At 44.9% G+C, this 16,161-nt stretch carries 9 protein-coding genes; 8 read left to right on the forward strand and 1 reads right to left on the reverse strand.

The genetic code is table 11. From position 1 onward, the window contains the following. Nucleotides 1-108: 108 nt before the first annotated feature. Nucleotides 109-1,647, forward strand: coding sequence for a glycoside hydrolase family 32 protein (locus G613_RS0100520; RefSeq protein ID WP_029230779.1), 1,539 nt, complete (start codon nt 109-111; stop codon nt 1,645-1,647). 17 nt (nt 1,648-1,664) lie between these two features. Continuing rightward, nucleotides 1,665-6,728: a hypothetical protein gene (locus tag G613_RS0100525; protein WP_029230780.1), complete on the forward strand. Its 5,064-nt coding sequence runs from the start codon at nt 1,665-1,667 to the stop codon at nt 6,726-6,728. A gap of 119 nt (nt 6,729-6,847) precedes the next feature. Here the strand turns inward: G613_RS0100525 and G613_RS0100530 are convergent, their stop codons facing one another. Further along, nucleotides 6,848-7,903, reverse strand: a complete 1,056-nt coding sequence (locus G613_RS0100530; RefSeq protein ID WP_029230781.1) for an AraC family transcriptional regulator — start codon at nt 7,901-7,903, stop codon at nt 6,848-6,850. 278 nt (nt 7,904-8,181) lie between these two features. On the opposite strand from G613_RS0100530, the gene G613_RS0100535 reads away from it, so the two are divergent. Genes G613_RS0100535 through G613_RS0100560 form a run of 6 tightly spaced genes read left to right on the forward strand, consistent with a single transcriptional unit; the run spans nt 8,182 to nt 16,147 of the window. After that, nucleotides 8,182-9,630 (forward strand): sugar ABC transporter ATP-binding protein, encoded by a 1,449-nt coding sequence (locus G613_RS0100535; protein ID WP_242826113.1) that lies wholly within the window; start codon nt 8,182-8,184, stop codon nt 9,628-9,630. A 12-nt stretch (nt 9,631-9,642) separates the two neighbouring features. Continuing rightward, a complete protein-coding gene (locus G613_RS0100540) occupies nt 9,643-10,620 on the forward strand; it encodes an ABC transporter permease (RefSeq protein WP_024867012.1) in 978 nt (325 codons plus the stop codon). A gap of 29 nt (nt 10,621-10,649) precedes the next feature. Next, the gene (locus G613_RS0100545; RefSeq protein WP_029230783.1) at nt 10,650-11,852 is read left to right on the forward strand and encodes a substrate-binding domain-containing protein; all 1,203 of its coding nucleotides are present in this window, start codon (nt 10,650-10,652) and stop codon (nt 11,850-11,852) included. A 16-nt stretch (nt 11,853-11,868) separates the two neighbouring features. Further along, on the forward strand, nt 11,869-12,852 hold the full coding sequence (locus G613_RS0100550) for an ABC transporter permease (protein WP_029230784.1): 984 nt from the start codon (nt 11,869-11,871) through the stop codon (nt 12,850-12,852). Continuing rightward, complete coding sequence (locus G613_RS0100555) at nt 12,845-14,386, forward strand: alpha-L-rhamnosidase-related protein (RefSeq protein WP_029230785.1); 1,542 nt, start codon at nt 12,845-12,847, stop codon at nt 14,384-14,386. The genes G613_RS0100550 and G613_RS0100555 overlap by 8 nt, the downstream gene beginning before the upstream one ends. Then, nucleotides 14,387-16,147 carry a glycoside hydrolase family 3 protein gene (locus G613_RS0100560; protein WP_029674331.1) on the forward strand — a complete coding sequence of 587 codons (1,761 nt, stop codon included), beginning with the start codon at nt 14,387-14,389 and terminating at the stop codon, nt 16,145-16,147. It abuts the gene before it with no gap. The last annotated feature ends 14 nt before the right edge of the window (nt 16,148-16,161 follow it).

Below are 16,161 nucleotides of genomic sequence, written 5' to 3' on the forward strand. Positions count from 1 at the left end.
GAATTTCACGAAAAGTTGTGTCATATGCACTTTTAGATTGATACAAATGACACATAATGCTATATTGTTTTTGTCAAGTGATAGTGCAAAAGCACTAAGGGAGGAATTATGCATAGAATAAAAACATTGCTTTTGATTGGCATTATGACCATCGCCAGTGTTGGATGCTCATCCAAAGCCGCAGAACCGGATATTGCTTTAGATGAAACAACAGAGGAAACCGTGCAGTCAGCGGATGAAAAGTATCTGGGAGAGAACATTGAAGATCATATCGTTTTTCCGGCATCAGTGGAGGGACTTGTGGGCGATACAATGCCGTTTTACGACGAGGGAAAGTACAATGTCTTTTACCTGGCAGACCTAAGAGACGGTAAGCAGGGATATCACCCTTGGGGGCTGATGCAGACTACAGACTTTGCCTCATATGATGACAAGGGAGTTGTTTTGAATTATGGAGACGCTGTAGAAGACCAGGACATAGCTCTTGGAACCGGAAGTGTAATAAAGGGAAATGACGGTAAGTATCATGCTTTTTATACAGGACATAACGATATGTTTGAGCCAAAAGAAGCAGTGATGCATGCTGTCAGCAGCGATCTTATAAATTGGGAAAAGATTCCCGAAGATACACTTTATGCAAACGAGAATTATGCACAGAACGACTTCAGGGATCCGTATGTTTTCTATGTTGAATCAGAAAAGTGCTATTCAATGCTTGTTGCAACAAGACAGAACAACATCGGAGTCATTGCAAGATACACTTCAGAGGACTTAAAGAGCTGGGAAGATGCCGGTGTTTTCTTTGAAAATGATATGGGAACCGATTCAAATCTGGAATGCCCGACACTCCTTTCTTATAAAGGCAAGTGGTACTTGTCATTCTCTGATCAGTGGCCTCACAGGCTTGTTCATTACAGGATAGCAGACAATTTTGAGGGCCCGTTTGAGATCCCTTCACAGGACATCTTTGACTGCAACGGCTTCTATGCAGGAAGAATGGAGACAGACGGAGAGAACTTATATGTTGTCGGATGGAACGGAACGAAGAAACAGCATACAGACAGTGAGGACTACGACTGGGGCGGAAATATGGTCACTCATAAGCTTGTGCAGCATGAAGATGGAAGCCTCACACCTGTTTTAAACCCTGAGCTTGAAAAGCTTTTATCTAATGAGCTTTCGCTTACACCGGTCAAGATGACTGATTCAGCTTCTCTTTCGGAGGGCGTTATATCTTTTGCCGGTGAAAAATATGAGATGGCGGGATTTAAGGAACTTCTTGGCAGTTACCTTATTAAGACCACGATCAGGGGTTTTGATAAAGACGGTATGTTTGGGTTCTGCTTTGATACAAACGAAGAAAGTGTCGGAAACCTGAACATTGTGTTTAACGGCGCCAACAACAGGATTGAGTTCTACAACGGCAGCAATATTATGGAAAGAACTGCTCAGTCATATGTTGATTTCAATTTAGCAGATAAAAATGAGCTGAATGTTTCACTGCTTGTTGCAGACGGCGTTGTGTGCATGTATGTCAACGATGAGATTGCTTTCACAACAAGAATGTACATGTCACAGGGCTCTGATTTTGGGGTGTTTAGTGTTGAATCAAAGGTAAGTTTTGAAGATTTGAAGGCATTTAAGTAAGGAAAGAGTGGAATGTTATGGGGGTAGATTTAAAAAAAGTAGTGGCAGTTGCATCAAAATATAAAGTTGCACTCGGGGGAATGCTCGCAATCGTTGCAACCTGCACAGGAATTGCGGCATGCGGAACTAAGGAAGGAGCACTTCAGCAGTCAGCTATAGTAACAATCGAGGATGAGATTGTTGCGCTTGCGAGTTCATGGCCTTCATCTTTTTTTTCGCATGACTATATCGAACCGGAATTTGTTGATGATGAAAACCGCACCAATAATGCTTTTAACGTTGCAGATTTTGGAGAGCAGGGAAATAACGGATGGTTTTACAGATATGGATCATCACAGGACCCTGCAAGGTCTAAGAGACTTGAATCCTATGATGGAGAGAGATACTTTCAGCCCGGACAAAAGGGATTAGAGATAAAGTCCAATTTTATTCATACCGCGGAGGAAGTCGCATCAATACTGGAGTGGCGAGCTGCAAAGGGCGGAGATATAAATATTGACCTTGCATATGTCAAAAACGTAAATAATGATAAAAATCCCATGTATCCTGATGGCGTAACACTGTATGTTTACAAGGGGGATGAACCTATCGGAAGATACAAGGTCGATGCAAAGACAGACAAGGAAGAAGTTGTAGAAGAGTCCTTAAAAGATATACATGTCGATGAGCTGGAAAGCCTGTACTTTGTTGTGGATCCGAACATGAACAACGCTTACGACGGTGGTTCATTATATGTTGCCATTTCCGATGTAAATGCCGGCGGTCCTACAGCGAAAAAGGATACAGACAGAATTGATAATAATGCTTATTCCATTGATGATTTCGGCCACCAGGGAAATAATGGCTGGACTTATATGTGTGGAAAAAGCATCGCTGATGCAAAACTTGTATCAACAGAAAAGAACGGAGAGTACATGAATTCTACATCTCCAAATCTTTCAATCAGCCAGTTCTTTATTCATCCATCAATAAATGATGAGGCAATGCTATGCTGGCAGCCTGCAGTCGATGGTGCCGTTGAAATAAGAGGAACTTACACCAAGTTTGAGCAAAACGACGGAAATCCTGACTGGCCGGATGGTGTAACTGTCTCTGTCTACAGGAACAGAGAAAAGCTTTTTTCCCAAAAAGTTGCAGCACCAAAGAAGGGCAAGAATGAGATTTCTTTCAGGGAAAAGAATGTAAGCGTAAGCACGTCAGACAGATTATACTTTGTGGTTGATGCAGGGGGAAATGCGTCTTACGATGGCGGCGCATTCGATATTGCAATCCTTGACAGGACCGGCGCCACAACCGAAAAAGACGTTGTTATTGCCGGAGATGATACAAGAGAAAACTACGCAGACGTTAAATATGACTTTGGCAAACAGGGAGAAAACGGCTGGTTCTACCAGGAAGGTTATGGAGATGACCCAAATGACGTATGCAATATGCGCATCTTTGACGAAAAGGAGTACAGATATTTTGACAGCAGCTACCTGGAGATAAAGAGCGATTTTGTAAGTCCCGGAAAAGGAAAATCTGCTGTGATCAAATGGAAGGTCGCAAAAACAGGAACAATCAGGCTTAATACTTCCTATACCAAGTTTAAGAACGAGGATAAGAATCCAAGCTGGCCGGACGGAACCAGGGTAACACTTTATCATAACAATACTGTTCTTGCACAGGAGGAATTTGTGCCAGACACCAAGCAGGAAATATCTAAGCGCATGGATGTTGAGTCCTTAAAAGTAAATAAGGATGACTATATTTCCATGGTCATCAATTGTAAGGAAAACAACGCCTATGACGCGGGAAAATACGAGTTTTCCGTTTTTGACCTCACCGATGTTACCACAGAAAATGATATATCGATCAACGAATGCGAGACAAGGCAGAACTTTGCTGATGTTAAATATGATTTTGGTGAGCAGGGGAAAAATGGTTGGTTCTACCAGGAAAGCATAGGAGATGCTCCGTTCGTCGCCTACAATATGCGAAAATACAGCCCTGATGAAGAGCGATACTTTGATTCACGCGATCTGGAGATAAAGAGAGATTTTGTGAATCCCGGAAAGGGCAAGTCTGCAGTTATCAAGTGGAAAGTGGCCCAGAATGGAACGATCAGGATTGATGCTTCATATACAAAGCTTAAGAACGAGGATAAAAATCCGGATTGGCCGGATGGAACAAGGGTGACACTGTATCATAACGGCACAGTTTTAGTTCAGCAGGATTTTGATGCTGAACTCAATGAAATTACCAAAAGACTTGATGTTGCAGGACTTGATGTTGCCAAGGATGACTATATATCAATGGTCATCAATTGTAAGGAAAACAATGCCTATGATGCAGGTCTTTATGAGTTTTCCATAAAGGGATTGTCTGCGCTTACGGGACAGACAGAGAGAGACGTTATAAATTGGGATAAAGGCCGTTCAAACAACGCATCACTCCAGGATGATTTTGGAAAGCATGGAGAAAACGGCTGGTGCTTCCAGTCAGGATACTATCAGGATCCATACTTTGCTGTGAACGTTGAGCGACTTGAAGAAAATGGCGAGAAATACACGACTCTTGACGGAATAGAGATAAAACGTGATTTCATCATGCCTGCTAACAAGGGAAGATCTGCAAATGTGAAGTGGGTTGCAGCTGAAAACGGCAAGATCGACATAATGGCATCCTATACAAAACTTCTTAATGAAGATAAAAATCCGGATTGGCCGGACGGCGTGACAGTGTATCTTTTCAAGAACAGAGAAGTCCTGAAAAAAGAGGATTTCGCGCCACTTACCGATGAGAAGATCACGAAAGATCTGTCAGTAGAGGATGTTGAGGTACGTGCCGGAGATTGCATTACTCTTTTGGTAGATGGAAAGGCAAATACCGCTTATGACGGCGGAAACTTCACTTTTGTGATCGAAGATGCAGAGCTTAGGACCATGAAGATGGTCAATAACAGCGGGAGGAACTATGCAAATCTTTCTAATGATTTTGGGGAGCAGGGCAGTAACGGTTGGTACTATCTTGAAGGCAGAAGAATAGACAAAGCAGAGGTTTTGTCAAAGAAGACTGCTGATGGAACAGGGTTTATTTCAAGAAAATTAAGCGGCCTCGAAGTGAAGAAGGACTTTGTGCAGCCAAGGCTCAATGCCGATGCAATGTACAAATGGGTTGTGGCAGTTGACGGAGAAATAGATATAACCGGTCAGTATGTGAAGTTTGGCCATGAAGATCCCAATGCAGACTGGCCTGACGGCGTAATTATCGAGATCTTCAAGAATAACTCCAGACTGTATAACACTGTTTGCAACTGCTCGAAAGGTGAAGGAAACGATAATGCAAGAGCTGTAAACATCGAAAAACTGCAGGTTAAGAAGGGAGACATCCTTACTTTTGACATAGGCTGCAACAGGAATAATGCCTGGGACGGAGGAAGGCTTGAAATTGATATTGCTGATTCTGAAGGAATCAAGGTTTCAGTAGGCGATGAAGTCAGGACCAACAACACTGTACTCGGTAATCTTGAATCATTCGAGCAGGGTAAGGACGGATGGTGGTTCCTTGAAGGAAAAGACTTAAACAGTGCAAAAGTCCTTGTATATGCTAATGAGGATAAGACTGCTTTTATTTCTCCTTCCAATAAGAATCTCGAAATGAAGAAAGACTTTGTTCATCCCGGAGAGAAGAAGGCAGCAATATATCAATGGGTAGTGTACGAAGATGGAAAAATCGATGTGCTTGGCGACTATACCAAATTCGGGCAGACTGACGCAAATCCTGATTATCCGGATGGTGTGGGACTTAAGGTGTTCTTAAATGAAGAGCTTATTGAGGAAAAAGATATAGCGGTTTTGCAGGGAGATGGCAATGATAACAAGGCAGACTTCATGTTTACTCAGCTTGACGTCAGGAGAGGTGATAAGCTTTCATTTGTTATTGACGGAAAGAATAATACAGCCTATGACGCAGGTAGATTGTCTGTGAGTGTTTATGCGGCAAAAGAGAAGACTGAAGGTGAAAAGCTGCGGACTAACAACACTAATCTCTTTGAATCATTTGGTGAGCAGGGCACAGATGGCTGGACCTATGGAATGTGCGACTGGGATGGAAAGAACTTTGAAGAGCTTTCCTATGATCCTGATAATGAAAGATACTATAATAACGGAAAACCTGAGCTGAAAAGGGATTTTGTAGAGCCCGGAAATGGCAGAAACGCTGCATACAGATGGGAGGCAGCTAATACAGGTAAAATAAAGGTTTGCGGAAGCTACACCAAGTTTGCCAATAATGAAGACCCTGATGCCAACGGCATTTGCATGAGAATTTTCGTAAACGGCGAAGAAAAGAAGTGGTTTGGTGGAATTACCCAGGGCAACTTTGATTCTGAAAAAGAGATAACATTCGATGAAGAGTATATCGTTCACGAAGGTGACATCGTAATGTTTGCCGTAGATCCTGACGGAAACGACAGCTACGATGGCGGAAGACTTTCTGTAGTTATCAAAGATGCTGACAAGGGTTCTGATGAAAATGAAAATGGAGATAAGCCCGAACCCGGTGAAGACCCTTTGAATCCCGGAGAAGATGACTCTGATAGCGAAGGCAGGAGCAATAGCACAAGTATTGCTGGCGCTTTCGGCGAACAGGGCTCAGATGGCTGGCACTACGGAATGTGCGACTGGAACGGCAAGAATTTTACAGAGCTTTCCTATGATTCTGATAATGAAAGATACTATAATAGCGGAAAACCTGAGCTTAAAAGGGACTTTGTAGAGCCGGGAAATGGCAGAAATGCTGCTTATCTCTGGATCGCAGCAAACGATGGAAGTATCAGGATCAGCGGAGAATATGTGAAGTTTCCTAACAGCGAAGATCCTGATGCCAACGGAACCTGTATGAGAATATTCCTTAACGGGGATGAGAAGCTTTGGATTGGCGGAGATACGCAGGGCAATTTCAGCTCAGAGATCAAAAAAGATTTTTATCAGGAATATGAAGTGAAAAAGGGTGACGAGATCATATTTGCTGTGGATCCTGACGGAAACGACAGCTACGATGGCGGAAGACTTTCTGTAAGTATCGAGCCTGTGGAGTAAGGAAATGTTGATTTGAGCTTGGTGGTGCCCATGCAGGCAATCTTTGACAAAGATGCTGTTGTTAAAATGGTCTGCATAATGATCATTGATATATAGACCAAGACTTTCCTGTAAGGTCTTTACCTGTTCCTATTGGATGCAGACTCCTTTCGATAAGCGGAAGGAGTCATTTTTGTGTGCTTTTTAAACTGACGGATATAGTGCTCCGTGGTGTCATATCCCACAGCTTCAGCTATGGTGGCAACACTCATGGTGGAGTTTGCAAGAAGATCCTGACTTCGCTCTATTCGCACGGTCCTGAGGATTTCGGTGTAGGTCATTCCCGTAAGCTCTTTTATCAGTCTTGAGGTGTACTCGTTGGAATAATGGAATTTCTCGGAGAGGTCCGAGAGAGTTACCTCCTTGTAATTCTCCTGAATATACTGGATAAGGGCATATCGCTGTACATCTATGCGGCTGTCAAACAGCGGCATCTGAACGGATTCCGAGTAGTTCCTTATTATCAGATAAAAATCAAGAAGCAGGGTATTTGTAATGGCCTGGTAATGGTACTCCTGTCTGTTGAGGGATTCTGTCAGCATCCAGATAAAGGAAGTGGCTATGCCATCATCGGAGCCTGTGTGGAACATGATGTAGTCGTTGGCCTTCTTGGCATATATATTATTCAGGAAAAAAGAACTGAGTATATTCGGGGTGTTCAGGAAGGAATAGAACATGGAATGTAAAGTATCCCTTCTGAGCATTATGTTTATGACTATGGTGTCGTCAAACACGCTGATGGAGTGTTTGATCCCGGGAGGAATAACACAGAAATCTCCCGTACGCATCTCGATGGTCCTTCCGGAGATGGTCTGGGAGCACTTGCCGTCATAGACATAGCTCAGCTCAAAAAAAGTATGGCTGTGCTCGATGGCCGGTGAATATCTCTCGTGCTTCTGTACCACTATACTGTCGTTATTTGACAGGTCGAAAAAGAAAGAATCTTCGAATACCTCGGGGATTGTCTCGGGCTTTTCGGTAATCAGAAGGTGTCTGTCAAGAACAAGCTTCATATCAAGACCATCAAGAAAAGCCCTCAGACTGTCTTCGTCCTTTCCGGCAAGATAGTAGTCTCTGTAAAATTTCTCAGTTTCGGTAATGTCGTATATGTGCTGCTTTACCGCTGCGTGATCCATATCTTTAATTTCCTTATTATCTTAATTGAACGTCCGGTTAAAACAGGTAAATAATACCCCTAACTGAGGTAAATGTCAAAATAGTTCATTTTAATATCAGAAATAATAGATTTACATCATAATAAGTCAATATAATTGAGCGATTATGTGAATTATGTAAAAGACGTTTGCTCAATATAATGAATCCATAAACAAGCAATACCTCAGACAGAAAGGATTCATTGGTTATGAATACTCCGATTCTGGAAATGAAAAACATAACAAAAAAATTCGGAAGTGTGACTGCTCTAAACGGAGTAGACCTTGAGGTTTACCCCGGTGAGATAAGAGGTCTCATAGGTGAGAACGGTTCTGGAAAATCCACCATATCATCCATAGCGGCGGGAATGCAGAAAGCAACCTCGGGGCAGATGTTTTATGAAGGAAACGCCTGGGAACCCGAGAGCATGATCGATGCTTTGAATAAAGGTATAGGAATGGTGGTTCAGGAGAGTGGAACAATAACGGGGATCACCGTTGCGGAGAATATATTTCTGGCAGAGATGAAGAAGTTTAAGAAGGGGCTCCTTGTGGATAGAAAAAGACTCTTCGAGGAAGCAGACAGAGCCCTTTCCAATATAGGAATAACCTCCATTTCCGGAAAGAATATGATGGACAGCCTTTCCTTCCAGGACAGGAAGCTGGTGGAAATCGCCAAGGTCATACTTAAAAAGCCGAAGATCCTGGTGATAGATGAAACCAGCACGGCACTATCTCATGACGGAAGACAGATCATGTACGGCATCATGAAAAAGATGAAAAAAGAGGGCGGTTCAGTACTTTTTATCTCCCATGATCTGGAGGAAATAATGGAGGTCTGCGACACCCTGACAGTCCTAAGGGACGGGAATCTTATAAGAACTTTCGCTAAAGAGGAATTTGATGAAGAACTTATAAGGACCAGCATGATAGGAAGAGAGATAGAGGGCGATTACTACAGACCGGACTTTAGCTGCAGCTTCCTTGATGAAGAAGCCATTGTGGTAAAGAATCTGTGCTTTAAGGACAAACTTAAGGACGTGTCCCTGACACTTCACTGCGGAGAGATCCTGGGAATTGGAGGACTTGCGGACTGCGGAATGCATGAACTTGGAGAAGCTATGTTCGGAGCGCTTAAACCCGAGAGCGGCGTAGTCATATCCCCGAAAGGGCGGCAGATAAAGTCTCCCCACAACGCAATGACTGACAAGATAGGATATGTATCCAAGGACAGAGACAGAAAATCCCTGTGCCTTGAGGCCAGCATCAAGGACAATATCGCGATTGCGGGAATGAACATATTCAAATCCGGGGCGGGACTTATAACCAGGTCCGCGGAAAGAAAATATGTAGACGCGCAGATAGATGCCCTGAGGATCAAATGCTCGGGAAGAGATCAGACAGTAGCCCAGCTCTCCGGCGGCAACAAGCAAAAGGTAGTCTTTGGAAAATGGATAGGTTGCGACAGTAAGATCCTGATACTGGATTGCCCCACGAGAGGTGTGGACATCGGTGTCAAGCAGGCAATGTATCAGCTTATGTCACAGCTTAAGAGCGAAGGGAAGGCCATTCTCATGATAAGTGAAGAGCTTCCTGAACTCATCGGGATGAGCGACAGGGTTCTTATCATGAAGAACGGTGAAATAACAGGAGAATTTCAGCGGAGTAAAGACCTGTCCGAGAGCGACATCATAGGATGCATGATCTAGGAGGCAAAAGAAATGAATATAAAGAAAATCATAAACAGGCAGAATATCATAGCTCTTTTGCCCATGGCGGCGCTGGCGGTGCTCTTTCTTGTTTTCTGCACAGTGGTTAATGCAAAGGGTTACAGACTTGATATGTATCTGAAGATTGTGTTCAATGAGGCGCTGGTTCTGGCAATCGTAGCAACGGGAGCAACCTTCATCTATACCCTTGGAACCTTTGATATCAGCCTTGGCGCTTCCACACTGTTTTCGGCAACTCTCGGAGTAATGGTCTACAACAGAACAGAGAATATAGCGCTGATGATGGCGGTGATACTGCTTACGGGAATTGTGTGTTCACTGCTCAATTCGGTGCTGGCCTCAATCTTCCACATACCGGCCTTTGTAACCACGGTCGCGATGATGTCCGTACTGTCAGCTGTATCTGCGCAGATAATTACGGTAAACGGAGGAGCGCTGGGTGGGATAAGCATTCCCAGCAGCGTAGTAAAGCCCTTTGACAATATGCCCTTCAAGATAGCAACTCTTTTGCTGTTCTTTGCAGTCTCAGTCTTTGTATTTGAGTTCACAAAGGCGGGAAGAAGGATGAAGTTCGTGGGAGGAAATCCCCTCTGTGCATATCTTACAGGCATCAAAGCTGACAAATACACGATACTGGCTTTTGTTATGGCGGGTATCGGTATAGGACTCGGAGCATTCCTTACTCTTGTGTATACCCCTTCGGTCACTACGACAACGGCTTCAAGTATAGGAATGAATATCTTTATAGCTATAGTATTCGGAGGAATGCCAATATCGGGAGGCGCAAGATCCAGGATATACGCCGCACTGGTTGGAGGCTTCTCATATATGTTGCTGAACGACATTCTGGAGATAGTGATTGATTCCAGTGCAGCATACGGAATAACACAGGTGATCAGCGCAGTTTTCTTCCTGATAGTGGTATATATCACGGGAATGAATTACAAAACCGCACTGTTGCCAAGATAAAGAACTTTAGAAAAAACGGAGGAAAGATTATGAACAGGAAAGTAACAAAGGTACTCGGACTTGCCATGGCAGCAGCCATGACCGTAATGACAGGATGCGGTAACAGTGCACCTGCTGCGGCTTCAGACACAACAGATAACAGCACTGATAATGCGGTTGTAAGTGAAGCTTCCGCGGATCAGGGTGAAACTCGTAAGATCGGTGTTCTTGTGGCCGACGTCAGCGGCGAGGAGGCACTTGGATTCAGAAACTACTACGAAAAATATATACAGAACAACTATAACGTAACCTTTGATTATACAGATGCTCTTGCCAGTGCTGAGGATGAGAAGGCAGCCATCGAGAAGTTTGCATCAAAGGGATATGACGCCGTTATCTCGCTCTCCAGCAGTGACAGAGCTCAGCAGATCGAGACCTGTGAAGAGTATGGCATCTACTATGCGGTTGCATCCGGCGTGCTTGATGAGAGTCAGTATGAGACCTACAAGACTTATGAGCATTTTGTCGGCCAGGTTGGACCTTCAAACGAGACAGAGTTTGAAGCCGGCAAGGAGATGGGAAAGTACTTTAAGGATAAGGGAGTAAAGAGCGTTGCCATCTACGGAGCGTTTATCCCCAATCCCATGCACGTATACCGTGCAGCAGGTGTGATCGCCGGACTTGGTGATACCTACGGCGGAATAGATGATATGAACGGTATGATCGGACAGATATTCCAGGATCAGGGTGTTGATCTTACAAAGGTTTCGGGAGATGTTGAAGTGGTAGCTTACCTCCAGGGATATGGCGACACAACCACCGATGAGCTCAATGCAGCAATCCAGAAAGCTCCTGAGGCATTTATCTCAGTGGGAATGGCAACAACTTTCTTTGCTCAGACACTTAGCCAGGAGAACATCCCTTTCTCCGATATCGACTCCTTTACAGCCATGAACAGCGAATCAATGAAGAACGGCTCTCTTGAGTATCTTGCAGGCAAGTACTCTTCTTCCATCGGACCTGTATTTGCTCTGGTAATGGATGCGATTAACGGAAATGTTATAAGAGATCCCGAAGGAAATGCGGTCTCCTTTACTCAGAGCTATCTTGTGGCAACAGATGCAGAATCCTTTGACCAGTACTATGTAAACGACAACGGTGATACACCTATTTTTGACAAGGCAAGTCTTGATGGCATTATCGGTCAGGATGTTACCTATGATGATGTTAAGGCACTTATCGAGAGTAAGTGATGAATGGAGGCAGTTCATGAGCACCCTTAAGAAGATTTTAAAGACATTGGCAATCCCTGCGGCTGTGGCAGTGGTATTGGAAGGAATCTGCCTTGCAAACGGGCAGACCATCATATCGGGAGCAAAGAGCTTTGATAACTTTGTGGTGTATACAGCCATCGTTATGATCACCACCATGGCGCTCTCCATAAACTTAAACAGCGGACGATTTGATTTTTCCCTGGGGGCAATGGCAGGACTTTCATCTGTGATAGGTGCGAAGATCACATACGGTTTTCTTAAAGGGGGCTCTGGTTCTGCACTTCTTATGCTGATAATAACGGTTCTTGCGGGAGCACTGCTGGGACTTATATCGGGAGCTGTGTACTGCGCTTTGAGGCTTCCGCCCATTATCATCTCTCTTGGTGTGACCCTGGTATACGAGGGAATAATGTATACCATAACAGGCGGCAAATACCTTATGAGTGAGGTTCAGAACAGATCCATGTCAGGCTTTGTTGGAACCTGGCTTTACGCAGCTGTTATCATTGCGGCGGTTCTTATCTTTATGATCATTGTCTTTGAGCGGACCTCCTTCGGCTATGATTACAACGCCCTTAAGTCAGGGCAGAAGGTAGCTGTAGCCACCGGTATCAATGAGGTTAAAAACGCCCTTATCTGTTACACGATCTGCGGCGGCCTTATGGGACTTGTGGGTATGCTGAATGCCGCAAGAAATACCACTATAAACGGAGGACAGCTGAATTTCGGAAGTATAGCCATTATGTTCACGGCCTTCCTTCCGATGTTCATTGCAGGCTATATCGGAAGGTTCGGAAACGAGAAGGTGGGCTTTCTGCTCTCTGCCCTGTGTATGTCCCTTCTGAATTCCACCTTTGCGGTTTTCTCAAACCGGATAAATGCCACAACTCAGTCGATCATAAACGCAGTACTGCTGGTGATCTTCTTAATCTATTTAAACAATAATCATTTGATCAAGAGAATATTTGCACATGTATAACGAAAAATTATTACGGGAAGCGACAGCTCTTTTCCCTGAAATAAAGAAAAACAAGATAAACAAATGCAAGTGTATTGACTTAAAGAAGGATGGGGATGTCATAAAAAGAGATCCCCGTCCGGCATATGAGTCTATCGCACTGAAAAAAGACGACTCCATCATCCTGGATTTTGAGGACCACTATGTGGGGTACCTGTCCCTGGACCTTGGCTATGAGGGGGCACACCCCGATTCACCGGTTCTTCTGAGAATCCGTTTTGCGGAAAGAGAGATCGAGCTTTTTGAGGATGCCTCAGAATATAAGGGCTGGGTCTCACCGGCCTGGATTGAGGAGGAGCTTATCCATGTGGACATAGTTCCGTCTGTTGTGGAACTGGACAGGAGATACTCCTTCAGATACGTGAGGATAGAGGTGGTTGATATCAGCTCCAGATTCTCCTTAAGGGTAAATGATGCATCCCTCACAGCAGTATCCTCTGCCCCGGATGAAGCTCTTTTGCCCTACTACAGCAGTAATGAGCTGGACAGGGAGATTGACAGGGTGGCTGTAAAAACACTCCATGACTGTATGCAGACGGTCTTTGAGGATGGACCCAAAAGGGACAGAAGGCTTTGGATCGGAGACCTGCGAATTCAGGCTCTGGTGAACTATGTCACCTACAATATGAATGACATGGTAAAGTCAAATCTTTATCTGTTCGGGGCTCTGACCCAGGAAGACGGACGGGTGGGAGCCTGTATCTTCCTTGATCCGAAGCCTGAAGTTGATGACACGAATATGTTTGACTATTCCCTGTTCTTTATTGTGATACTTCGAGATTACTACAAAAGGACCGGGGATAAAAAAGCTGTGCTGGACCTTTTCGACGTCTGCAAAAGACAGATCCAGCTGGCAAGTAACAGCCTCGATGAGCGGCATGTGGTAAGGGACTCGGATGTTCTTGGCTGGTGTTTTGTGGACTGGAATCTTGCCCTCAACAAACAGGCCTCTGCTCAGGGAATCTTCATGTATGCCCTTGAGGCAGCCATCGAGCTTGCCCAGTGCGTCGGAGACGTTCTTGCGGAGGAGGAATATGCGCAGCTTTATCTCAAGCTCAAGGAAGCTTCCAACAGATTCCTTTATGATGTTGAGAAGAAACTCTATGTAAGCGGAGCGGAAAGCCAGATCTCTTTTGCCTCGCAGATATGGATGGTGCTTGGAGGAGCAATGGAGGGAAAGGCAGCAGAGCGGCTCTTTGACAGAATGGAGACCTGCCCTGAAGCAGTGACCATGGTGACTCCCTACATGTACCATAACTACATAGATGCGCTTATTAAAATTGGAAAAAAAGATGTGGCTCACAGGAAAATGTCAAAGTACTGGGGAGGAATGGTGGCAAATTCCGCCGATACCTTCTGGGAACTGTACAATCCGGAAAATCCCAACGAGTCGCCCTACGGTGGGACCATTGTGAACAGCTATTGCCATGCATGGAGCTGCGGACCGGCATATTTTCTGAGAACCTATTTTAATGATACGAAGGATGAACCGTAAATGAGCATAAAGATTGATTATAAAGCAAACCCGTTCTGCCTTGATGATGAGGCGATAAAGTGGGTAGAGGATACCTTTGCCTCAATGACGGAAGATGAGAAGTGTGGGCAGGTATTCTGCCCCATGGGATTTTCCAATGACGATAATGTTCTTCAGGGCATAGTTGAAGGCGCAGCTGTGGGAGGAATGATGTACAGAAGCGGCCCGGCAAAAGAACTGAGAGCCACCCACAGGAAGATACAGGACATGGCCAGGATTCCTCTTCTTATCGCTGCCAATACAGAGGCCGGAGGAGACGGACTCTCCTTTGAGGGGACGAGTTTTGGAAAACCAATGGCGGTAGCTGCAACAAACGATCCGGAAAACGGATACCGGATGGGATATGTTGCCTGCAAAGAAGGCGCAGCGCTTGGGCTTAACTGGTCCTTTGCCCCTATCGTGGATATCAACAGGGAATTTCACAATCCCATAACCAATGTAAGGACCTTCGGAGATGACCCGAAGAAAATCGAAGCCTTTGCCTCAAGATACATGGATGGAGCCGATGAATGCGGCGTAGCGGTATCAATCAAGCACTTTCCCGGAGACGGCATAGATGAGAGGGACCAGCACATCGTTACAAGTGTTAACTCACTTGGCGTCAGGGAGTGGGATGAAAGCTTTGGCTATATCTACGGATCGCTTATAGGCAAGGGAGCAAAGACCGTGATGGTTGGACATATCGCTCAGCCTGCCTATGTAAAGGAGATTAACAAGGATGCCACAAAAGAGGAGATGCTCCGCCCCGCCTCTCTTTCTAAGGAGCTCCTGCAGGGACTGCTTAGAGGAAAACTTGGCTTTAACGGTCTTATCATCACTGATGCGACTCCGATGGTGGGCTTTACCTCGGCAATGCCAAGGAGCAGGGCCATCCCTACGGCAATTATGAGCGGCTGCGATATGATCCTCTTTAACAAGGATCTTTCCGAGGACATCGGCTTTTTGAAAGATGGACTGAAAAGCGGTCTTCTTACAAATGAGCGCCTGGATGAGGCGGTTCTTCGCATCCTTGCCACAAAGGCCTCACTGGGGCTTCATGTAAAGCAGCGGGAAGGAAGACTTGTTCCCCCGGAGGATGCCATAGACATTGTTGGCTGCAGTGAGCATAGAGCCTTTGCAAAAGAGGTTGCCGATAAGGCCATCACTCTTGTCAGGGATGAGAAGGCTCTTTTGCCTGTAAATCCGGGTAAGTATAAGAGGATATACCTTAATGTTATAGACAAAGAGATGGATCCCTGCAGCGATTTTGCGCTGATGTGGAAGGAAAAGCTTGAGAAGGAAGGGTTCGAAGTTACCGTAAGGGACAGGAGAACGCGGATAACGCCCATGGATTTCATGGATGTTGAAAACCTCCCGGACAAGAAGAAGGCTCTTTTGAATGAAATGTACAGAAGCGTTTCCGAGATGAAGAAGGATTACGATCTGTATATCTATGTCTGCAACATGGAGAATGCATCCAATAACACCACCCTGCGTCTTAACTGGAATGTGCTCTTTGGCCTCGGTGATGATGCTCCCTGGCATGCAAAAGAGATACCGATGATAATGGTCTCCACTGCATACCCCTATCATCTTTTTGATGCACCCATGATCGGAACCTATATCAATGCTTACAGCGGTAATGAAGACTTCTGCAATGCTGTGATTGAAAAACTCATGGGAAGATCGAAGTTTGAGGGTGTAAGCCCCATAGATCCTTTCTGCGGAAAGGATTACATATAAAGAGAGGGAGAAAA

Origin of the sequence: Butyrivibrio sp. VCB2006 (genome assembly GCF_000420945.1) — a bacterium.
Taxonomy (GTDB): Bacteria; Bacillota; Clostridia; order Lachnospirales; family Lachnospiraceae; genus Butyrivibrio.

Excerpts from the sequence above, each read along its gene's own strand:
- G613_RS0100520 (WP_029230779.1), top strand. The coding sequence starts at position 109 with ATGCATAGAATAAAAACATTGCTTTTGATTGGCATTATGACCATCGCC.
- G613_RS0100525 (WP_029230780.1), top strand. The coding sequence starts at position 1,665 with ATGGGGGTAGATTTAAAAAAAGTAGTGGCAGTTGCATCAAAATATAAA.
- G613_RS0100530 (WP_029230781.1), bottom strand. The coding sequence starts at position 7,903 with ATGGATCACGCAGCGGTAAAGCAGCACATATACGACATTACCGAAACT.
- G613_RS0100540 (WP_024867012.1), top strand. The coding sequence starts at position 9,643 with ATGAATATAAAGAAAATCATAAACAGGCAGAATATCATAGCTCTTTTG.
- G613_RS0100545 (WP_029230783.1), top strand. The coding sequence starts at position 10,650 with ATGAACAGGAAAGTAACAAAGGTACTCGGACTTGCCATGGCAGCAGCC.
- G613_RS0100550 (WP_029230784.1), top strand. The coding sequence starts at position 11,869 with ATGAGCACCCTTAAGAAGATTTTAAAGACATTGGCAATCCCTGCGGCT.
- G613_RS0100555 (WP_029230785.1), top strand. The coding sequence starts at position 12,845 with ATGTATAACGAAAAATTATTACGGGAAGCGACAGCTCTTTTCCCTGAA.
- G613_RS0100560 (WP_029674331.1), top strand. The coding sequence starts at position 14,387 with ATGAGCATAAAGATTGATTATAAAGCAAACCCGTTCTGCCTTGATGAT.